This is a genomic window from Rhodococcus sp. IEGM 1307, from assembly GCF_030056915.1.
Lineage (GTDB): Bacteria > Actinomycetota > Actinomycetes > Mycobacteriales > Mycobacteriaceae > Rhodococcus_F > Rhodococcus_F opacus_D.
In genome coordinates this window covers 187,546-207,084 of sequence record NZ_JASHKW010000017.1, presented here as the reverse complement: position 1 = coordinate 207,084, position 19,539 = coordinate 187,546, and the positions used below count along the sequence as shown (strand labels likewise).

Below are 19,539 nucleotides of genomic sequence, written 5' to 3'. Positions count from 1 at the left end.
ACGTGCAACTGCTACTGATCCGCCACGCGCTGCCCGAGCTCGTCACCGCGTCCGACGGGCGCGCGGACCCCGCACTGACCGAGGAAGGTCACGCCCAGGCCAAGCGGCTGCCTGCCGCGCTGGCCCCGTACCGCATCGCCCGGATCGTGAGCAGCCCGCAGCGCCGCGCACTCGAGACGGCTGCACCGGTCGCCGAGGCCCTCAACCTGCCCGTCACCGAGTACGTCGGCCTCGCGGAGTACGACTACGACCTCGACCACTACATCCCGTTCCACGAGGCGGAGGCGCGGGCGCCCGAGGCCTTCGCCCGGATTCGGGCCGGCGAGTTCCCGAAGTCCGTCGACGCCGACGCATTCCGGACCCGGGTGTTCGAGTCCCTCGGCCGCATCGTCGACGAGTCCGGCCACGAGGACACCGTCGCCGTGTTCGCCCACGGCGGCGTCATCAACGTGTTCCTCCAGCAACTGCTCGGGCTCGACCGACCCCTCGTCTTCCCGATCGAGTACGTGTCCGTGACCCGGGTGCTCGTCTCCCGCAGCGGTGAGCGGCGAGTGGCGTCGGTCAACGAGACCGGTCACGTCAGGGACATGCTGCGTCGGTGAGCGGTCGCTAGAGGCCCGGAATCCGGGGGAGCGGAGGGAGCGGAGGCGGCGGCGGGAGGGTCGGCAGCTGAATCTGCGGCAGACCGGGAATGAGGGGACGCGGGGCGGGGGCAGGTGCGGGAGCAGGCTCCGGCACGCTCGCCTCCTCCTCGACCAGGCCCGGAACCGAGACCGCGGCCGACGGCGGTGGCGTCGACACCGGTGCCGGCGCGGGCGACGGAGAGACGTCCACGTCACTCGGCTGAGTTGCGACCGGACGTGCGTCACCGTCGGAGCTCTGCAGGTGGCTGCCACCGACGCCGAGGCCGAGACCGATCACGGCGACGACGGCCAGCGCACCGCCCACCAGCGCGCCACCGCGGATGACGGGAGTGGCGAACCTCCCGGTGCCTGCGCGGTCCGAAGTATCCGAGCGTTCCTGCGCCAACAGCGCAGCGCCCTCCGCGGCCACCAGCTCCGGCTGCGCCGGCACGATCACCGGGAGCGCGAGCCACGATTCCATCAGAGACGCGACCAGCGGAATATGCGCGCCGCCCCCGATCAGAACCACCGCGTCCGCAACACGCCCGGACGATTCGATCACCTCGCGGGCCAGACGCGCCGACGCCTCGACGTGGCGCACGATCAGCGAGTCGAGAATGTCCTGCGAGAGCAGGAGCAGACCGCCGTCGCCGGGCACACACACCGCGGTGTTGGTGGACAGCTCTTCCTTGGCGCGGCGGCACCGGGCGTCGAGCGCCGACTCCGCGGCCTCATCGGCCGGTGGCGCGATGCGCTTCTCGCCCAGCTGGTGGTCGCGGATCAACCGGTCGACGAGATCACCGCTGATCTCGTCGGTACGGGCCGTCGCGAGCACCACGCCGGTGAGTCGGTCGACGACGGTGACGGTGAGGCCGGAGCTGCCGAGGTCGTAGAACACGAGCGTCGAATGGTCGCCGAGCTGTCCCGACTGCTCGAGCATCCGGACCGCGGCCGTCACTTCCGGGACCAGCCGGCAGTCGATCGCGGCCCGCACGGCGGCGGCCTGCGCCTCGTCCCGGTACGCGACACCGAACACCTGCACGTCGTCGTCGGGACGCTCGGCCATCACCGTTCCGATGGCATCGGCAACCAGGTGTTCCGGGTGCTCGAGGGCGGCGTCCACCGGAAACGACCGGATGACGGCCCCCTCGTCGTCCGGATACGCCACGCGTACCGCGCTGGCACCCACCGATACACCGAGAACTGAAACCATGGGAACGACTATAACGGTTTGATCACGGAACGCGTGTCGGGGCCTCGCGGCCCCCGGCTTCGTTATATGGGCTCAGAGCCCGGGGATCCGGGGAAACTCCGGCATGGGGAGCGGTGCCGGCGGCGGAATGGTCGGCAGCTGAATCTGCGGCAGACCCGGAATGAGCGGAGCGGGTTCGGGTGTGGTCGGCGGCGCCGACGTGTCGGACGGCACGACACTCTGACCCTCGGGGGCGGCCGGTGCCTGAGTCGAACTCTGAGCCTGCGGCTGGTACGTGGTGCGCACCTCGGTCTGCGGCGGGATCACCGGCTGCTCGTCGACCACCGACGGGGCGGCCTCCGAGGGCGGGGCCACATCCGTGGTCGTCGTGGGTTGTGGCGGTATCGCCTGCCGCGCTGCCGGCGCCTGCGTGTTCGACTGCGTGGCGGCCGGCTGTGCGTCCTGCTCCGAACCCTGCAGGAGATCGGTGCCGACGCCGAGTCCGAGACCCACCGCGGCGACCACGGCGACCACGCTGCCGGCGAGGAGGAGGCCACGACGCTTCCGGACCGGCGCGTGCTCCTCGAGCAGCGCCTCGGGCTCGGGCTCCAGCTCGGACTCGAGTTCCAACTCCGGCTCGGGCTCCGGCTCCGGCTCGAACCGGTGCTCCGGCGCCGCCGCCCCGACGAACTCGTCGGACGTCGGGCGCGCCAGCAGGGCCGCACCCTCGGCCGCCACCAGTTCGGGCTGCGCGGGGACGATCACCGGAAGGTCGAGCCAGGACTCCATCACGGATGTGACCAACGGAATATGCGCGCCGCCGCCGATCAGCACCGCGGCGTCGGGAAGGCGTCCCGAGCGGCGAATAACCTCGCGGGTCAGGCGCGCCGACGTCTCGACCGGGCCCACGATGAGCGAATCGAAACCGTCCTGCGACAGGAGGAGAAGCCCGCCCTCGCCCGGCATGCACACGGCGCCGTTCGTGGACAGCTGCTCCTTCGCATCGCGGCACCGCGCGGCCAGCGCAAGGGCGGCTGCCGCGTCGGCAGGGTGCGCGAAGCGGTGCAGTTCGAGTTGGTTGTCACAGATCAACCGGTCGACGAGATCGCCGCTGATCTGGTCCGAGCGCGCACTGCTCAGCACCATGCCGGTGTCCCGGTCGACCACGGTGACGGTGAGACCCGAACTGCCGAGGTCATAGAACACGAGCGTCAAGTGGTCGCCGAGTTCTCCGGACATCTCCAGCATCTGGAGCGCGGCCGTCACTTCGGGGACCAACTGGAAGTTGGCGATCTGCAGCCGCGACATCGCGGCCTGCACGGCACCGGCCTGCGCCTCGTCCTGGTACGCGACACCGATGGCCTGCACCTCGTCGGCTTCGTCGCGCTCGGCGAGGACCGTCCCGATGGACTCGGCAGCCAGTTCCTCCGGCCGTTCGAGTGTTGCGGTCACCGAGCGCGATTGGAAGATCGGCGTTTCGAGAGTCACGGCGTCGTGGCACGCGAAGCGCACCGCGCTGGCGCCTACCGATACACCGAGAACTGAAGTCATGACGCCGACTATAACGGTTCGGTCACGGGTCTCGCGCATGAAGCAGACCGGACGGCACGTCAGGCGCTTTTTTGCCGTACCCCAGTGACGCACATCGGGTTCCCGTTCGTGACATCCACGTCGAAACCTGCGGAAATCAGAGCCCGCGCGGCGGTATCCGCAACACGCCGCGACTTGTCACGGTCGTGTACGGACACCGCTCCGCCGTACACGAGGCGCAGGACTCCCCCCGGTCGGAGCGCCTCCCACAGGACGCGTATCTCAGCGGTCGCGTCACGCACCCAGAACACGTTGACGTTGACCGCGAACGCCTTGTCGAAGGAGGCCTGATCGCAACGAAATTTGGCGAGGTCGGTGTTCCGGAGCACCACCGTCCCCGTCGAGACGTGGGCGTCGTTGCGCCGCGCCGCCCGTTCGATCGCCGTCGTCGATCGGTCGATCGCGGTGATCCGTCCGCCGTCGAGTTTCTCGGCGACGAGAGAAATCGCTACACCCGGCCCGCAGCCCACCTCCAGGATCCGATCGCGAGGATTCACGTCGAGACGATCGACCGCCCACATGCGGGACCTCACCTACTTCGTCGGCATCACCATCGACGGCTTCATCGCCGACCCGCTCGCGAAGGTCCGGAAGCTCGAGGCCGAGGACAGCGCGCTGGGCGTCTGGGTGGCGGGCGGCGGCGAGCTCGCGGGCACCCTCCTGCCCGAGATCGACGAACTGGTCGTCAAGCACTATCCGGTGGTGGCCGGCCGTGGAACTCCGATGTTCGGCGGCACCTTTCAGCCCACCCACTTCGATGTCGTCCACCGGGAGGTCTACCCGAGCGGGGCCGCCGTCAGTCGGTTCCGGCGGCAACGTCGACGTGGGTGCCGAACCACTGCAGCGTTCGAGCCCAACCGTCCCGGGCGGCCGCCTCGTTGAACACGGCAGGACGGTCGTCGCAATGGAAGCCGTGTTCGGCTTCGGCGTAGCGGACGACCTCGGTGTCCACCGGGGCGTGCGCGACCGCGACACGCAGCTCCTCGACGTCGTCGGTCGGAATCCCCTTGTCGCGGTCGCCGAACAGGCCGAGCCACGGCGTTCCGAGCTGCCCGGCGACGTCGAGTTGCGACGGATATCCGAAGCGTCCCTTCGCGACGCCACCGCCGTAGAAACTCACCGCCGCCCCGAGGTCGAGGCGCGCCGCCGTGTGGAACGCGACCGTTCCGCCCATGCAGAATCCGACGATCGCGGTGTTCCGCGGGTCGATCGAGGCCGCCGACAGGGCCGCGACGGCCCCGTCGACGTCCTCGTCGATGTGCGCAGCGGTGAGCTCACCGATCAACGACATCGCCGACTTCATGTCGTCGTACTCCAGCACCGGATCGCCGCTCCGGTGGAACAGATGCGGCGCGACCGCGTGGTATCCGGCGGCGGCGAAACGACGGCAGACGTCGACGATGTGCCCGGTGACGCCGAACGCCTCCTGGATCACGACGACACCGCCGCGGACAGGACCTTCCGGGGTGATGCTGGTGAGTGGTGTGGTCACGAACTACGACTCTAGGAAACCGGCTTCAACGGGTGGATCGCCGGTGCCCCGGCGAGGTGCTCACCGAACGTCCCGAGCGCGGCCTGGAAGTGCGGCGACTTCATGTGCGCGTCGACCGCCTCCTGACCGGTCCACACCTCGACGGTGACGAAGGTTCCCGCGACCGCGGCTGATTCGAACACCTCGTACGAGATGCAGCCCTCTTCCTTGCGGCTCTCCGCCGCCAGCGCGGACAGTCCGTCGCGGACGGTGTCCTCGGAACCGGGCTTGGCAGGAATGGTCGCTACGACATGCAGATCGGACATCGACTCCCTTTCGTGAACGCCACCTCGTGTGGCCCGTCTCACGTAAGCACAGTTGGGTCGGCTAGGAAACCCGAAGTCGCGTCAAATAATCGGCGACCTTCGGTTCGTCCCAGCCGTGCGCTTCACGGAGACCGTCCGCGATGGTCGCGAGATAGGCGGGCGCCGGTGCGTTCCGGGCGACGACGTCACCGCGGGCCCGGGTGGTGAACGTGCACATGGGAACACCGTTGCGGGAGCCGAGAGTGACGAGGCGGTCGTAGCAGGCGGGTTCCTGCGCGTGGATGTCCTCGAACTGTTCCTGTGTCACCAGGAATGCACGGGCCGCGACGGTGCCGGGCGCGTCGGGGTCGTAGAACGCGCGGCCGCCACCCCAGATCCGCGACTCTCCCGCGAAGAACACCGTGCCGGGTATCACCACCGGTATCGACTCGCGCGGCGCGCTCCCGTCGCGGGCGCCCGCGTGCACGAGGTTGCCCCCGGCCGGGCAACCACCACGCAGGTAGCAGGTCAGACGCGTCGTCGCCATGTTCGATCCATAGCTGACGTACCAGATCAGCACACAAACGACCGTACTCGGACAAGATGGTCACATGAATCTTCTCGGCGAAGTCAGGGGCTGGCGCAGCGGTTCGCGGAAGCATCACCGCCTGCGGGACCTCGACGGCACCCTCGTCGTGATCACCGGCGGCGGCAGCGGGATCGGCCGCGAGACGGCGCTGGCGTTCGCGTCCGAGGGTGCCGTCGTGGTGGTCGCCGACCGCGATCTCGAATCCGCGCAGCAGACCTCCGATCTCATCAACTCCGCCCAGATGAAGGGCGGTGGTGCGGTGGCCATCTTCGGGGGCGGCTCCCACGCGTATCAGGTGGACGTCGCGGTGGAGGACGAGGTGCAACTCTTCGCGGAGAAGGTGCAGGCCGAGCACGGCACCCCCGACATCGTGGTCAACAACGCCGGGATCGGATACTCGGGCACGTTCACGAAGACCCCGCAGAAGGATTTCGAGCGGGTGATGGACGTGAATTTCTGGGGTGTCGTCTACGGCTCTCGCGTGTTCTCCCAGCAGATGATCGACCGCGGCACCGGTGGGCACATCGTCAACCTGTCGTCCGCCGCGGCTTTCACGCCGCAGAAGCGGCTCACCGCGTACGCGACGAGCAAGGCCGCGGTGTTCATGCTGTCGGACTGTCTCCGAGCGGAATTGGTGAACCACGGCATCGGCGTCAGCGCCATCTGTCCCGGACTGGTCCACACCAACATCGTCAAGGCCACCGATTTCGCCGGCGCCACACCGGAGGAGCAGGCGAAGATGCGGGACCGGGCCGACAAGCTCTACCGCAGACGCGGTTTCACCCCGGACCGGGTGGCGACGCAGATCGTGAGGGCCGTCAAGCACAACAAGGCCGTCGTCCCCGTCACGCCCGAGGCCAAGTTCGGGCGGGCGCTGAGCCGCCTGGCCCCGGGCAGCATGCGGCTCGGCGCCCGCTTCGACCTCGGCTGATCCGAACCGTCAGGGGGTGGGGGCCTGCACCCGGCCGGTGTAGGCGTCCATGCTGTGGTACACACCGAGCCGGTCGGCCAGACGGTCCCAGGCACGTACGGGCAGGACGGCTTTCGCCACTCGCGACAGATACAGCGACCGCGGCAGCATCAGCAGCGGTTTCCCCTGTTTCATCGCCCTCCACGACCGGGCCGTGACGTCCTCCGGGCTGAGGATCGGAGCGAACAGGGGATTCTTCACACCGTCGAACATGCCGGTGGAGATGTAGCTCGGGCACACGGTGGTGACCTTGACGTGCCCGTGACCCGCCTGGACCAGTTCGAGTCGCAGCGAATCGCTCCAGCCCAGCACAGCCCACTTCGACGCCGCATAGACTGCCATCCTCGGTGTCGCCACGGTCCCGGCGGCCGAGGCGATGTTCACGATGCGGCAGTCCCGGCCGAGATCCTCGATCATGGCGGGCAGGAACTCGTTGGTGACGTACATCGGTGCAAGCGTGTTGACGTCCATCACGAATTTCGTGTCCGACTCGTGGTCGTGATCCCAGAAGTACTTGCCGCGCACCACACCGGCGTTGTTGACGAGCACGTCGGGACGACCGAACGCACCCCGCACCTCGGCGGCCGCCGTGCGGACGGAGTCGAGGTCGGCGACATCGACGACGTGTGCGCTGACGGTGCACCCCGATTCGCGCAGTTCCTGCGCCGTGCGTTCGAGCGCGTCGGCGTCGATGTCCCACAACACCACCGTGCCCGCGTGGTCGGCGGCGGCGAGGCGGGCGAACAGACGTCCCATCCCCATTGCCGCCCCGGTGATCAGGACCGTCTTGCCCGCTGCCGAGAATTCCACGTCATGCTCTCCTTCGGTCGACACCGGCCGGGTCGGCGGGCTCGTGGTAGAGGGTTTCGATCCGGTCCTTCAACGTCACCTGTGCGCGCCGCAGTGCCTGCCACACCACCGGTGCGGCCACACCGCCGAGCAGTTGTCCGGCCGGTCTGCCGGGTCGGTGGTAGCGGAAGTCGACGGTGAGCCCCGTTTCGTCCGGGCTGAGCGCGTGGAACGTCCAGACCGATCCGTGCACGCCGTGATCGGCCTCGACGACGAGCCGGCGACCCGGATCCGACGCGACGACCCGGGTGCGGGACGGCAGCGTGATCGCAGCGACCACGGTCTCCGGATCACCGAGGTACTCGAAAGCCATCGCGGGCGGAACGACGATCACCGTGGTGCTGCGTAAGCCGATCGGCGAACACCCGGGGCTGCGGGGGCCGGACAGGCAGAGCTGTATGGACAAGACGGGTATCCCAACGTGTCGACGTCCGAGGCGGAGAGTGTGTGGTACATCGATGTACCGCATAATGCCGACGGTATACGGAAACGCAGCAACAGGGAAGACTACGATTCGATTCGATGACGAAACCCCAGCAAGACGCCGGTGACGGGCGCGCTGCCCGGTGGCGCGGCCAACGCGAGAAGCGGCGCTCGGAGTTCGTCGAACGGGCACTCGTCGCCATCGACGAAGAAGGCCCCGACGTGTCGGTCGCGACGATGGCCGTCTACGCCGAGGTCGCGCGAACCCGCATCTACCGGCACTTCGACGACAGCACCGACCTCAAGAACGCCGTCGCCCGGCGGGTCGCGGCGATGATGCTCCTCGAATACGCGCCCGTGATCACCGTCGACGGCGCACCGCACGCCATCCTCACCCGCGCGGCCCGCACCCACCTCGACTGGGTGACCGAACACGCCAACCTGTACCGCTACCTGATGTCGTTCTCCCCCGCCGCCGGAGAGGTGCGGCGGGCCATCAGCACCGCTGTCTCCGACATGCTCCACCCCTACCTGGACGCCCTCGGTGCCCCCACCACCGCGGCACCACTGGCCAACGCGCTGATCGGGATGGTCGAGTCGGTGTCCGCCGAGTGGATCGACCGCCCGGGCGGCACCGACGTCGGCGCGTTGACCGAACAGCTGGCCGCGTGGGCGTGGGCGCTGGTCGACACCACGATGCGCAGCCGCGGCGCGGTCCTCGACCCGGACAGTCCCCTACCGGCGCCCGACGGCCTCCGCACGTGAGTGGGAAAGCATGCCGGAACACACTTTCCCACTCACGTGCGGGACCAGCGGGTCAGGTACTCCCGCTCGGTGGCGGTGATGCGGCGTAGCCGCTGGGCATCGACATCCGCCACGGCCATCTGAGTGGTGGCGGTGACGGCGGGCGGATCGGTGATCGGGGTACGCGCACCCCGCACCTCGTAACCGATCGTGAAGTCGACCGCCCGGTGTTTCGCGATCCACATCGTGATTCGCAGGGGACTGTCGGAGTGCCGCAACTGTCCCCGGTACTTCACGTGGATGTCGGCGATGAATGCGCTCGTGATGAGCGACGAGTTCTCACTGCCCTCGCTGAGCAGCCAATCGATCCGGGCCTCCTCGAGCAACGTCACCATCCGCGCATGGTTGATGTGCTGGAAGGCGTCCATGTCGGACCACCGGACGGTCACGAAGGCGTCGTAGCCGACGACGGCGGCAGGGGTGTCAGTCACGTCGGACATCATCCCCTGCCGCCGTCGGCCGAACTCACGCGATGTCGCGCAACCAGTTCCTCAGCCACGCCGTGGCGGGCGTGCCCGACCCGTCGACGGCGTAGCGGGTGTAGTCCTGGTGAGCCTGCGACTTGTAGAACTGCTCCAGCTCGTCGATGCGCTTCTCGTTGGACTGCTCGTCCAGCTGAGCCATCAGGGCCGGCACACCGCCGACGGCGAGGATGTCGTTCCAGATCGCGAGCGCTTCCTGCTGGTAGCGGCCGAACAGCGTCGGCGTCGGGTCCGACGTCTGCGCGAGGAATCCGGCGAGCCTGGTCACGAAGTCTTCCTTCGGCGTGGAGCAGTACAGGTCGCCGTATGCGCAGAAGGTCCGCGTGTTCTGGCTGACCCAGCCGAACCCGCCGATGCGGGGACCACCGGCGCCGCTGCCGGCGACGGGAGGTCCGACGAGGGCGTCGGTCGGCGACCGCCGCGGATCGGAGACGAGTCCGACGGCCGCGATCTTGTCGGCGGGGACGACACCGAGTCCGGTGCCGATCTCCGCAGCGAGATCACCTGCGGCGTCGGCGCCCTGGCTGTAACCGATGATCGACAGCTTGGTGTCGGGGCACTGCTGCGACATCGACGACAGCATGCCCTTGGCATTGCTGACCGCCTGCGCCTTCGAGCGCCCGTACACCTCGGACTCCCACGGGAAGGCCGTGGCGGCGTACGTGACGTAGTCGGTGCGGATCGACGACGGCAGACCGTTCGTCACCGCGGACAGCAGACCCGGCGTCGGCCTGACATTGTCCTTGGTGGACGTTTCCCAGGTCCCCGGAATCGCGACCACGTACAGACTCGGGCAGGGGTCCGCGTTCGCTACTGCGCTCGTGCCCACCACACCCGATACCACCGGGATGGCTGCCGCAGCAGCCACTGCGGTCAGAAGTGCAATAACCCGTTTCATTGCCATGGCCTCAACCTGTTCTCCCCTTCGCCGTCCTGCAGACGGGATGCTGCCAGGGCGACGTGACCTAAAGATGCACGATCGGTAAATGAACGTTACCGACCGAACGTGACCCCCGCACGATAAACCGACACCCCGGTAGGAAAACCTACCGGGGTGCGGTTGTACGAGCAGTTACAGCTACCGCTGCGGGGCGGTGGTGGTCTCGATCGGAGACGGCAGCGCCGACTCGCCCTCGAGGTACGCATCGACCGCGGCGGCCGCGGAGCGACCCTCGGCGATGGCCCACACGATCAGCGACTGACCCCGTCCCATGTCGCCGGCCACGAAGACGCCGTCGACGTTGGTGGCCCACTTCGCGGAGCGGGCGACGTTGCCGCGCTCGTTGAGGTCGACGCCGAGATCGGTGAGCAGGCCCGGCTTCTCGGGTCCGACGAAGCCCATCGCCAGCAGCACGAGGTCGGCCTCGAGCTCGAAGTCCGAGCCCTCCACCTTCTCGAAGCGGCCCGACTTCATCTCGACCTCGTGGGCCTTCAGTGCGGTCACCTTGCCGTCGGCACCGACGAACCGTTCCGTGTTCACGGAGAAGAGGCGTTCGCCGCCCTCCTCGTGCGCGGACGCGACCCGGTACATCAGCGGGTACGTCGGCCACGGGGTGTGCTCGGCGCGGGTCTCGGGCGGTCTCGGCATGATCTCGAACTGGTGAACGCTCTCGGCACCCTGACGGTGCGAGGTGCCCAGGCAGTCCGCGCCGGTGTCGCCGCCGCCGATGATGACGACCTTCTTGCCCTCCGCGGTGATGGTCGGCTTCTCCAGGTCGCCGAGCTGCACGCGGTTGGCGATCGGCAGGAACTCCATCGCCTGATGGATGCCGTCCAGCTCGCGGCCGGGGATCGGCAGGTCGCGGGCCTCGGTGGCACCGCCGGCCAGCACCACGGCGTCGAACTGCTCGCGCAGTGCGTCCGCGGTGATGTCGACGCCCACGTTGACACCCGTCTTGAAGACTGTGCCCTCGGAATTCATCTGGTCGAGACGGCGGTCGATGTGCCGCTTCTCCATCTTGAACTCGGGGATGCCGTACCGCAGGAGCCCACCGATGCGGTCGGCCCGCTCGAACACGGTGACCATGTGCCCGGCGCGCGTCAGCTGCTGCGCTGCAGCGAGACCCGCGGGACCGGAACCGACGACGGCGACCTTCTTGCCCGTCGAACGCGTCGGGTGCACCGGCTTGACCCAGCCTTCGTCGAAGGCGCGGTCGATGAGCTCGACCTCGACCTGCTTGATGGTGACGGGGTCCTGGTTGATGCCCAGGACGCACGACGCCTCACAGGGTGCGGGGCACAGCCGCCCGGTGAACTCCGGGAAGTTGTTGGTCGCGTGCAGACGCTCGATGCCGTCGTGCCACCGGTCTTTGTACACCAGGTCGTTCCACTCGGGAATCAGGTTCCCCAGCGGACAGCCGTTGTGGCAGAACGGGATACCGCAGTCCATGCACCGGCTGGCCTGAGTCTTCAGGGTGTCCGGCGAGAACTCCTCGTAGACCTCGTTCCAGTCGAGCAGGCGCAACGGCACCGGCCGGCGAACCGGAAGTTCGCGTGACGTGTGCTTCAGGAAGCCGCTTGGATCACCCACGAGCTGCCTCCATCACTGCCTCGTCCACGTTCTTTCCATCCTTCTTCGCGGCCTCGATGGCCAAGAGCACCTTCTTGTAATCGCGGGGCATCACCTTCGCGAAATGGTTGACCTGCTGCGACCAGTCGGACAGGATGCGCGCGGCAACCTCCGAGCCCGTCTCGTCGCGGTGACGCTCGATGGCGGACTTCAGCCAGGTGAAGTCGTCACCCGTCAGGTCCTCGAGATCCACCAGTTCCGTGTTGAGGTTGTCCTCGAACACCTTGTCCGGGTTGTAGACGTACGCGACGCCACCGGACATGCCGGCACCGAAGTTACGTCCCGTCGCACCGAGGATGACGACCTTTCCGCCGGTCATGTACTCGCAACCGTGGTCGCCGACTCCCTCGACCACCGCGGTGGCGCCGGAGTTACGGACCGCGAATCGCTCGCCCACGACACCGCGGAGCAGAGCCTCACCGCTCGTGGCACCGAACAGGATCACGTTGCCGCCGATGATGTTGTCCTCGGCGACGAAGCCGGGCGCGGTCTCCAGCGGCGGACGCACCACGAGGCGTCCACCGGACAGGCCCTTGCCGACGAAGTCGTTGGCATCGCCGTGCAGGCGCAGGGTCATGCCCTTGGGGACGAACGCACCGAAGCTGTTACCGGCCGAACCGGTGAACGTGATGTCGATCGTGTTGTCCGGCAGGCCCTCGCCGCCGTACGCCTTCGTCACCTCGTGGCCGAGCATGGTGCCGACCGTGCGGTTGACGTTGGTGATCGGCGACTCGAACGTGACCTTCTGGCCCTTGTCGAGAGCGTTGCGGCTCTGGACGATCAGCTGCTGGTCCAGTGCCTTGTCGAGGCCGTGGTCCTGGGTGCCCGTGCAGTACAGGTCTTGGTCCATGAACGCCGACTCGGTCTCGTGCAGGATCGGCGACAGGTCGAGGTTGCCGGCCTTGCTGCCCTTCCAGTGCTCGAGCGCCTTCGTGGTGTCGAGGACGTCGACCTGTCCGACGGCCTCGTCGAGGGTGCGGAAGCCGAGCTCGGCGAGGAGTTCGCGCACCTCTTCGGCGATGAAGAGGAAGAAGTTCTCCACGAACTCCGGCTTGCCGTTGAACCGCTTGCGCAGAACGGGGTTCTGCGTGGCGACACCGACGGGGCAGGTGTCGAGGTGGCAGACCCGCATCATGATGCAGCCCGACACCACCAGCGGGGCGGTCGCGAAACCGAACTCCTCGCCACCGAGCAGCGCGGCGACCATCACGTCGCGGCCGGTCTTGAGCTGGCCGTCGACCTGCACGACGATGCGGTCGCGCAGACCGTTGAGCAGCAGCGTCTGCTGGGTTTCGGCGAGGCCGAGCTCCCACGGGGCGCCCGCGTGCTTCATCGACGTCAGCGGGGTGGCGCCGGTGCCACCGTCGTGACCGGAGATCAGCACGACGTCCGCGTGTGCCTTGGACACACCCGCGGCGACGGTGCCGACACCGACCTCGGACACCAGCTTCACGTGGATCCGGGCCTGCGGGTTGGCGTTCTTCAGGTCGTGGATCAGCTGCGCGAGATCCTCGATCGAGTAGATGTCGTGGTGCGGCGGCGGCGAGATCAGCCCGACGCCGGGCGTGGAGTGCCGGACCTCGGCCACCCACGGGTACACCTTGTGCGCCGGCAGCTGGCCGCCCTCACCGGGCTTCGCTCCCTGCGCCATCTTGATCTGGATGTCGGTGCAGTTGGTCAGGTAGTGCGACGTGACACCGAAGCGTCCCGACGCGACCTGCTTGATCGCGGACCGCCGCCAGTCGCCGTTCTCGTCCGGGGTGAAGCGGGCCGGGCTCTCGCCGCCCTCACCGGAGTTGGACCGGCCGCCGAGGCGGTTCATGGCGATGGCGAGGGTCTCGTGCGCCTCGGCGGAGATGGAGCCGTAGCTCATCGCACCCGTCGAGAAGCGCTTGACGATCTCGGTGGCGGGCTCGACCTCGTCCAGCGGGACGGGCTCGCGCACGCCCTTCTTGAACTCGAAGAGGCCGCGCAACGCTGCGAGGCGCTCGGACTGGTCGTCGACCAGCTTCGTGTACTCCTTGAACACCTCGTACTGCCCGGTGCGCGTGGAGTGCTGCAGCTTGAACACCGTGTCCGGGTTGAACAGGTGGTACTCGCCCTCACGACGCCACTGGTACTCGCCGCCCACCTCGAGCTCGCGGTGCGCGCGCTCCTCGGGACGGTCCAGGTACGCGTTGGAGTGGCGGACCGCGACGTCGGCGGCGATCTGGTCGAGACCGATGCCGCCGAGGCTGGACTGCAAACCGGTGAAGTACTCGTCGACCAGTTCCTGCGACAGGCCGATGACCTGGAACAGCTGGGCGCCGGTGTAGGACGCGAGGGTGGAGATGCCCATCTTGGACATCACCTTGAGCACACCCTTGCCTGCGGCCTTGATGTAGTTCTGGATGGCCTTGTCGAGGCTGATGCCCTGCAGTTCGTTGTTCTGTACCGCCTCGTCGACGGTCTCGAACGCCATGTACGGGTTGACCGCTGCCGCACCGAAGCCGATGAGGAGCGCCATGTGGTGCACCTCGCGGGCGTCGCCGGCCTCGACGATGAGGCCGACCTTGGTGCGGGTCTTCTCACGCACCAGGTGGTGGTGCACGGCCGACGTCAGCAGCAGCGACGGGATGGGCGCGTACGTCTCGTTCGACTCACGGTCGGACAGGACGACGAGGCGCGCACCGCCGGCGATGGCCTCCGACACCTGGTAGCGGACGTCGTCGAGGGCCTTGCGCAGACCCGCGCCGCCCTCGGCAACGGGGTACAGACCGCGGACGATGACGCTGCGGAAGTTCGGGAATTCGCCGTCGTCGTTGACGTGAATGAGCTTCGACAGGTCGTCGTTGTGCAGGATCGGCTGCGGCAGGAAGATCTGCCGGCAGGACTCCGCGGTGGGGTGCAGCAGGTCGTGCTCGGGGCCGATGGTGCCGCCGAGGCTGGTGACGACCTCCTCGCGGATGGCGTCGAGCGGCGGGTTCGTGACCTGCGCGAACAGCTGCGAGAAGTAGTCGAACAGCATCCGCGACCGCGAGGACAGCACGGCGATCGGGGTGTCGGTACCCATGGAGCCGAGCGCCTCGGCACCGGACAGCGCCATCGGCTTGACGAGGAGGTTGACCTCTTCGTTGGTGTACCCGAACATCAGCTGACGCAGCACGACGCGTTCGTGCGACATGTACGTGTACGGGCGGTCCGGCAGGTCGTCCATGTGGGTCAGACCCTGGTCGAGCCACTCCTGGTAGGGGTGCTCGGCGGCCAGTTCCGACTTGATCTCGTCGTCGCTGATGATGCGACCCTCGGCGGTGTCGACGAGGAACATGCGGCCGGGCTGCAGCCGGATCTTCTTCACGACGGTGGCGGGGTCGATCGGCAGGACGCCGACCTCGGAGGCCATGACGACGAGGTCGTCGTCGGTCACCCAGAGGCGCGAGGGGCGCAGGCCGTTGCGGTCCAGGACGGCGCCGATGACGGTGCCGTCGGTGAAGCACACCGACGCCGGTCCGTCCCACGGCTCCATGAGCGACGAGTGGTACTGGTAGAACGCCCGGCGTGCGGGGTCCATGCTCTCGTGCCGTTCCCAGGCTTCCGGGATCATCATCAGCACGGCGTGCGGCAGGCTGCGGCCACCGAGGTGCAGCATCTCGAGCACCTCGTCGAACCGCGCGGTGTCGCTGGCGCCGTTCGTGCAGACCGGGAAGATCTTCTCCAGCTGCTCCCGGCCACCGAAGATGTCGCTGTCGATGAGCGCCTCACGGGCACGCATCCAGTTCTCGTTGCCGGTGACGGTGTTGATCTCACCGTTGTGGGCCACGCGCCGGAACGGGTGGGCCAGCGGCCACGACGGGAACGTGTTGGTGGAGAAGCGCGAGTGCACGAGGCCGAGGGCCGACTCGAGTCGCTCGTCCTGCAGGTCCAGGTAGAAACCCTTGAGCTGCGGGGTGGTCAGCATGCCCTTGTAGACGAACGTCTGGCTCGACAGGCTGGGGAAGTACACGGTCTCGCGACCGGGGCCGTCCTTGCCTGCGCCTTCGCTGCCCAGCTCGTGCTCGGTGCGCTTACGGACCACGTAGGCGCGACGCTCGAGGTCGAGTCCGGTGAGGGCGTCGTTCTCGCTGCCGATGAAGATCTGCCGGAACGTCGGCATGGCGTCGCGGGCCAGTGCGCCGAGCGACGAGTCGTCGGTCGCGACCTCACGCCAGCCGAGGACCTTCAGGCCCTCGCTCTCGACGATCTTCTCGACGGCGTCGGCTGCGCGCTGCGCGTCGGCCTTGCTCTGCGGCAGGAACGCGATGCCGGTGGCGTACGTGCCTTCCGCGGGCAGCGGGAAGTCGACCACGGCGCGGAAGAACTTGTCCGGGACCTGGAGGAGGATGCCGGCGCCGTCACCCGTGTTGGGTTCGGAGCCCGCGGCACCACGGTGCTCGAGGTTCACCAGCGCGGTGATCGCCTTCTCGACGATGTCCCTGCTGCGGCGGCCCTTCATGTCCACGACGAACGCGACACCACAGGAATCGTGCTCGTTCGACGGGTGATACAGCCCCTGGGGGCCTGGAAGTTGCTTCATACCTAGCCTTCGTATGCCAAAAGATGCACCGACGACCAGCAGCGCTGATGGCCATCAACTTGCAAAGCAGGTGCCGTCACGACGTGATCGGCACCACCGATCGGCTATCGCCCTTTTGCAGCACGCTGGGTGTGGTCCTCGCACCGGGCGACGTGGCTTTTCGGTCGGGTCGGACTTTCGTGGGTCCAACGTGTAACGAAAACGATAATTCAGAACCCCCGACGAAACACAACTTAGGTTGGCCTATTTACCCTCTGAACTGGGCATTGTCGAGGGCGGACCTCGTCCGACTGCACTGAGTACATGTTAAGTGAGCGCGCTGAGCACCGCTGTAATTCCCGCAGTCGGATCGAAATCGGGATCCGGGACGGTGAGTTGATGAAGGATTACACCGTCCAGGTAGTCGGTGATCACCACTGCGTCGGAAGCCGGGTTCCGCGATCCCACGAGTTCCAGCATGTCCGCGCCCCATTCTACGAGCGCTCGGCGCGCCGACCCGATCTTCGCGTCCAAGCCCGGTGTCACGGACGCCTCGACGAAGAGTGCGTAGCGGGCACTCGTGCGCACGCGGTCCGGACCAGTGGAGAAACTCACAAAGGCGACCAGCGCCGCGACCAGTGCGTCTCTGCTATCGGGCCGGAGGTGCGCGAACTTCTGCCAGTCCTCCCGGTCACGTTCGACGAGCCGTGTGACGATCCCCTCGAGCAGCGCGCCCCGGCTACGGAAGTAGTTGGACGTGGACCCCTGCGGCATTCCGACCAGCTCGTCGACGCCCCGGTGCGTGAGAGCCCGGACGCCTTTCGTGCCGAGTAGCGCGATGGCGGCGTCGAGCACCTGCTCCCGTTTGTCTGCCATACCCCGACACTACAACGGTAGTAAATTCACTACACCCGTAGTAGCTTGGTGGTTATGACGCACTCCGCAGCAGTCCTCGGCGGCGGCATCGGCGGACTCGCCGTCGCCCGCTACCTGTCCCGCGCCGGCTGGCACGTCGAGGTCTTCGAGCGTGCCGACACCCTGCCCACGTCGGGCACCGCACTCGGCATGTGGCCGCAGGCCCTCGACGCGCTGGACGCGATCGGCGCAGGTGATCGGGTACGCACACTGGGATCACCCCAGCACCGCGGTTCGCTCCTGCGCCCCGACGGATCCGTGATCGGCACCATCGACAACCGCAACCGCACCGCCTACCTGCTGTCGCGGCCCGCCCTGCTGGCCACACTGGCCGAGGCCCTGCCCGACGACATGATCTCGTTCGGCACACCGGCACCCGCCCTCGACGCGCTGACGGACCACGACGTCGTGATCGGTGCGGACGGTCTGCGCAGCCTGACCCGCCGACAACTGTTCGGCGAGAAGTTCGAGCCACGGTACGTAGGCGCGACCGCCTGGCGCGGGTGGGTGCCCGGACATCGCGACACCGTCAGCGAAACCTGGGACACGGACGCACTTTTCGGCATCACCCCGCGCGACGGCGATCTCGTCAACTGGTTCGCGTGCGTCCGCACCGACGCCGGCCACCCCGGCGGCCTCGACTACCTCCGGTCACGGTTCGGGAACTGGCACGCCGATGTCCGGGCAGTACTGGATGCCGCCACCCCCGACGCGATGCTCCACCACGACCTGTACGAGTCGCCCGCGCTGCCGTCGTACGTGTCGGGCAACGCGGTCCTGCTCGGCGACGCGGCCCACGCGATGGCGCCGAACCTCGGCCGGGGCGCCTGCGAGGCCCTCGTCGACGCCGTCGCGCTCGGCCGATTCCTCACCGCCGACACCGACATTCACACCGCACTGCGCCGGTACGACCGCGCACGGCGCCCGGCGACGCGGCGGCTGGTGCGTGGATCGCGCGCCATGTCCTCCGTCGCGATGACCGGCCGTCTTCGTCCGCTGCGCGATCTGTCGGTGAAACTGGCCGCGGGCCTGGCCTGACCGGAATGTGGGGGCGCGGGAACGGTTGCCCGTCTGGTACTTTGCCGCGGTAGGGGGACGAGAAAGAACCGGGGGCGGTCATGGGGGCGGTGGACGACGGCTGCGGCAGTGTGCCGGCAGCACGGACGTATCTCATCGGGGAAACAACACATCCACCTGGTCGGTGGACGCATTCTGCTGTGCTCGCTTCCCTCTTTCGGTGCCTCTGAACTGCACCACTCTTGCGTTTGCTTCGTCAGCACCAGTCCGTTCGATCACCATGTCCGTTCGACTTCAGGAGTCAAAGACTTGAGAATCCGCATGCACGCTCTGGCAGCCGCTGTTTCGGTGTCCGCCGCAGCACTGCTCGGCGCCGCGACGGCGCACGCCGCTCCGACCACCCCGCCGTCCACGTCGCAGCCGGGCGTCACCGACCCCTCGGCCGCGCCCACCACGTCGCAGCCCGGCGTGACGGTCCCGACGACGCCGCCCACCACGTCCCAGCCGGGCGTCACCGACCCGGCGGCTCCGGCCGCGACGACGCCCGCTCCCCCGCAGGCTCCGCTGGCGGTGCCGGGTGCCGAGACGGTCGTGCCTACTGCTCCCGACCTGCCAGCGCCCGCCGCCGAGGGTGTCGTGGACGAGGCACCGGCCGCCCAGCCGGCGACCGTGTGGATCGACCCCGACGACATGCCGAAGGCACATCAGGCACCGGTCGCCCCCGTAGTTCCGGTGCCGAAGCCGGTCGTCGAGGTGAACGCGGCCGTCGACACACTGGTCGGCGCGGTGCCCGTGGCCGTCAACGGACGCCAGTACGGCAACCCCGAGGGATACGTCGGCACCGTCGGCTGGCGCGTCGGCGACGCCACCGGCACCGCGGGCATCGCCGTCGACCCGTCCTCGCCGACGGCAGCCACCGTCTCCGCGTTCTCGGCCGATTCCCACGCGGAGCACCCCACCAATTGGTCTGCGCCCGTCGACGTCACCCCCGTCGCCGCCGCGATCACGGATGCGGCCCACCGGTACCCGGCATTCGGGGAGCTGGTTCGGACGATCGCGTCCCTCCCCGCACCGCAACTGCCGCAGCTGCAGTCGACCGACAGCGGTCCGGCCACCACCACGATCGGCGGCGTGAACGTGCGCAGCCAGGCGACGCTGCACGTGTGATCCGATTCCCTCGCGCGAAGCCCGCCCGGGGTCGGCTCCGCG

The 19,539-nt window shown here is 68.1% G+C and carries 19 protein-coding genes; 6 read left to right on the top strand and 13 right to left on the bottom strand.

Annotation, left to right across the window (positions count from 1 at the left end; genetic code table 11):
• Positions 1-2: 2 nt before the first annotated feature.
• Complete coding sequence (locus QM841_RS29355; RefSeq protein WP_005563981.1) at positions 3-602, top strand: histidine phosphatase family protein; 600 nt, start codon at positions 3-5, stop codon at positions 600-602.
• Positions 603-609: 7 nt separating this feature from the next.
• Here the strand turns inward: QM841_RS29355 and QM841_RS29350 are convergent, their stop codons facing one another.
• The 3 genes from QM841_RS29350 to QM841_RS29340 form a co-directional block, all read right to left on the bottom strand.
• Entirely contained in the window at positions 610-1,836 is a 1,227-nt protein-coding gene (locus tag QM841_RS29350) for a DUF7159 family protein (RefSeq protein WP_283334726.1), read from the bottom strand.
• A gap of 72 nt (positions 1,837-1,908) precedes the next feature.
• A complete protein-coding gene (locus QM841_RS29345) occupies positions 1,909-3,366 on the bottom strand; it encodes a DUF7159 family protein (protein WP_283334725.1) in 1,458 nt (485 codons plus the stop codon).
• 59 nt (positions 3,367-3,425) lie between these two features.
• Positions 3,426-3,902: a class I SAM-dependent methyltransferase gene (locus tag QM841_RS29340; protein ID WP_283334724.1), complete on the bottom strand. Its 477-nt coding sequence runs from the start codon at positions 3,900-3,902 to the stop codon at positions 3,426-3,428.
• 22 nt (positions 3,903-3,924) lie between these two features.
• Between QM841_RS29340 and QM841_RS29335 the strand changes: the two genes are divergently transcribed.
• On the top strand, positions 3,925-4,287 hold the full coding sequence (locus QM841_RS29335; RefSeq protein ID WP_283334723.1) for a dihydrofolate reductase family protein: 363 nt from the start codon (positions 3,925-3,927) through the stop codon (positions 4,285-4,287).
• On the opposite strand, the gene QM841_RS29330 is transcribed toward QM841_RS29335, so the two are convergent.
• From QM841_RS29330 to QM841_RS29320, 3 genes are all read right to left on the bottom strand, one after another.
• On the bottom strand, positions 4,202-4,897 hold the full coding sequence (locus QM841_RS29330; RefSeq protein WP_283334722.1) for a dienelactone hydrolase family protein: 696 nt from the start codon (positions 4,895-4,897) through the stop codon (positions 4,202-4,204). The two genes, QM841_RS29335 and QM841_RS29330, sit on opposite strands and share 86 nt — an antisense overlap.
• Before the next feature lie 11 nt (positions 4,898-4,908).
• The gene (locus QM841_RS29325) at positions 4,909-5,202 is read right to left on the bottom strand and encodes a putative quinol monooxygenase (protein ID WP_005249047.1); all 294 of its coding nucleotides are present in this window, start codon (positions 5,200-5,202) and stop codon (positions 4,909-4,911) included.
• A gap of 61 nt (positions 5,203-5,263) precedes the next feature.
• Positions 5,264-5,761, bottom strand: a complete 498-nt coding sequence (locus QM841_RS29320) for a hypothetical protein (protein ID WP_349307427.1) — start codon at positions 5,759-5,761, stop codon at positions 5,264-5,266.
• 31 nt (positions 5,762-5,792) lie between these two features.
• On the opposite strand from QM841_RS29320, the gene QM841_RS29315 reads away from it, so the two are divergent.
• A complete protein-coding gene (locus tag QM841_RS29315) occupies positions 5,793-6,701 on the top strand; it encodes an SDR family NAD(P)-dependent oxidoreductase (protein ID WP_283334720.1) in 909 nt (302 codons plus the stop codon).
• Positions 6,702-6,710: 9 nt separating this feature from the next.
• Here QM841_RS29315 and QM841_RS29310 read toward each other — a convergent pair whose 3' ends face one another.
• Together QM841_RS29310 and QM841_RS29305 are read right to left on the bottom strand one after the other, a co-directional pair.
• Positions 6,711-7,550: an SDR family oxidoreductase gene (locus QM841_RS29310; protein WP_283334719.1), complete on the bottom strand. Its 840-nt coding sequence runs from the start codon at positions 7,548-7,550 to the stop codon at positions 6,711-6,713.
• Position 7,551: 1 nt separating this feature from the next.
• The gene (locus QM841_RS29305) at positions 7,552-7,995 is read right to left on the bottom strand and encodes an SRPBCC family protein (RefSeq protein WP_283334718.1); all 444 of its coding nucleotides are present in this window, start codon (positions 7,993-7,995) and stop codon (positions 7,552-7,554) included.
• A gap of 116 nt (positions 7,996-8,111) precedes the next feature.
• On the opposite strand from QM841_RS29305, the gene QM841_RS29300 reads away from it, so the two are divergent.
• A complete protein-coding gene (locus tag QM841_RS29300; protein ID WP_283334717.1) occupies positions 8,112-8,777 on the top strand; it encodes a TetR/AcrR family transcriptional regulator in 666 nt (221 codons plus the stop codon).
• A gap of 32 nt (positions 8,778-8,809) precedes the next feature.
• Here the strand turns inward: QM841_RS29300 and QM841_RS29295 are convergent, their stop codons facing one another.
• From QM841_RS29295 to QM841_RS29275, 5 genes are all read right to left on the bottom strand, one after another.
• Positions 8,810-9,259 carry an acyl-CoA thioesterase gene (locus QM841_RS29295; protein ID WP_083849797.1) on the bottom strand — a complete coding sequence of 150 codons (450 nt, stop codon included), beginning with the start codon at positions 9,257-9,259 and terminating at the stop codon, positions 8,810-8,812.
• Between the two features lie 22 nt (positions 9,260-9,281).
• The gene (locus QM841_RS29290; protein ID WP_283334739.1) at positions 9,282-10,196 is read right to left on the bottom strand and encodes a cutinase family protein; all 915 of its coding nucleotides are present in this window, start codon (positions 10,194-10,196) and stop codon (positions 9,282-9,284) included.
• 180 nt (positions 10,197-10,376) lie between these two features.
• Positions 10,377-11,828: a glutamate synthase subunit beta gene (locus QM841_RS29285; RefSeq protein WP_061040728.1), complete on the bottom strand. Its 1,452-nt coding sequence runs from the start codon at positions 11,826-11,828 to the stop codon at positions 10,377-10,379.
• Positions 11,821-16,419, bottom strand: coding sequence for a glutamate synthase large subunit (gltB, locus tag QM841_RS29280; protein ID WP_280783112.1), 4,599 nt, complete (start codon positions 16,417-16,419; stop codon positions 11,821-11,823). The genes QM841_RS29285 and gltB overlap by 8 nt, the downstream gene beginning before the upstream one ends.
• Before the next feature lie 306 nt (positions 16,420-16,725).
• On the bottom strand, positions 16,726-17,274 hold the full coding sequence (locus QM841_RS29275; protein WP_283334716.1) for a TetR/AcrR family transcriptional regulator: 549 nt from the start codon (positions 17,272-17,274) through the stop codon (positions 16,726-16,728).
• A 54-nt stretch (positions 17,275-17,328) separates the two neighbouring features.
• Between QM841_RS29275 and QM841_RS29270 the strand changes: the two genes are divergently transcribed.
• Together QM841_RS29270 and QM841_RS29265 are read left to right on the top strand one after the other, a co-directional pair.
• On the top strand, positions 17,329-18,351 hold the full coding sequence (locus tag QM841_RS29270; protein WP_283334715.1) for an FAD-dependent oxidoreductase: 1,023 nt from the start codon (positions 17,329-17,331) through the stop codon (positions 18,349-18,351).
• Positions 18,352-18,651: 300 nt separating this feature from the next.
• Positions 18,652-19,497 carry a glycoprotein gene (locus QM841_RS29265; RefSeq protein WP_283334714.1) on the top strand — a complete coding sequence of 282 codons (846 nt, stop codon included), beginning with the start codon at positions 18,652-18,654 and terminating at the stop codon, positions 19,495-19,497.
• The last annotated feature ends 42 nt before the right edge of the window (positions 19,498-19,539 follow it).

Coding starts and splice junctions, on each gene's coding strand:
- QM841_RS29350 (WP_283334726.1), bottom strand. CDS start 1,836: ATGGTTTCAGTTCTCGGTGTATCGGTGGGTGCCAGCGCGGTACGCGTG.
- QM841_RS29345 (WP_283334725.1), bottom strand. CDS start 3,366: ATGACTTCAGTTCTCGGTGTATCGGTAGGCGCCAGCGCGGTGCGCTTC.
- QM841_RS29335 (WP_283334723.1), top strand. CDS start 3,925: ATGCGGGACCTCACCTACTTCGTCGGCATCACCATCGACGGCTTCATC.
- QM841_RS29325 (WP_005249047.1), bottom strand. CDS start 5,202: ATGTCCGATCTGCATGTCGTAGCGACCATTCCTGCCAAGCCCGGTTCC.
- QM841_RS29315 (WP_283334720.1), top strand. CDS start 5,793: ATGAATCTTCTCGGCGAAGTCAGGGGCTGGCGCAGCGGTTCGCGGAAG.
- QM841_RS29300 (WP_283334717.1), top strand. CDS start 8,112: ATGACGAAACCCCAGCAAGACGCCGGTGACGGGCGCGCTGCCCGGTGG.
- QM841_RS29295 (WP_083849797.1), bottom strand. CDS start 9,259: ATGATGTCCGACGTGACTGACACCCCTGCCGCCGTCGTCGGCTACGAC.
- QM841_RS29290 (WP_283334739.1), bottom strand. CDS start 10,196: ATGAAACGGGTTATTGCACTTCTGACCGCAGTGGCTGCTGCGGCAGCC.
- gltB (WP_280783112.1), bottom strand. CDS start 16,419: ATGAAGCAACTTCCAGGCCCCCAGGGGCTGTATCACCCGTCGAACGAG.
- QM841_RS29275 (WP_283334716.1), bottom strand. CDS start 17,274: ATGGCAGACAAACGGGAGCAGGTGCTCGACGCCGCCATCGCGCTACTC.
- QM841_RS29270 (WP_283334715.1), top strand. CDS start 17,329: ATGACGCACTCCGCAGCAGTCCTCGGCGGCGGCATCGGCGGACTCGCC.
- QM841_RS29265 (WP_283334714.1), top strand. CDS start 18,652: ATGCACGCTCTGGCAGCCGCTGTTTCGGTGTCCGCCGCAGCACTGCTC.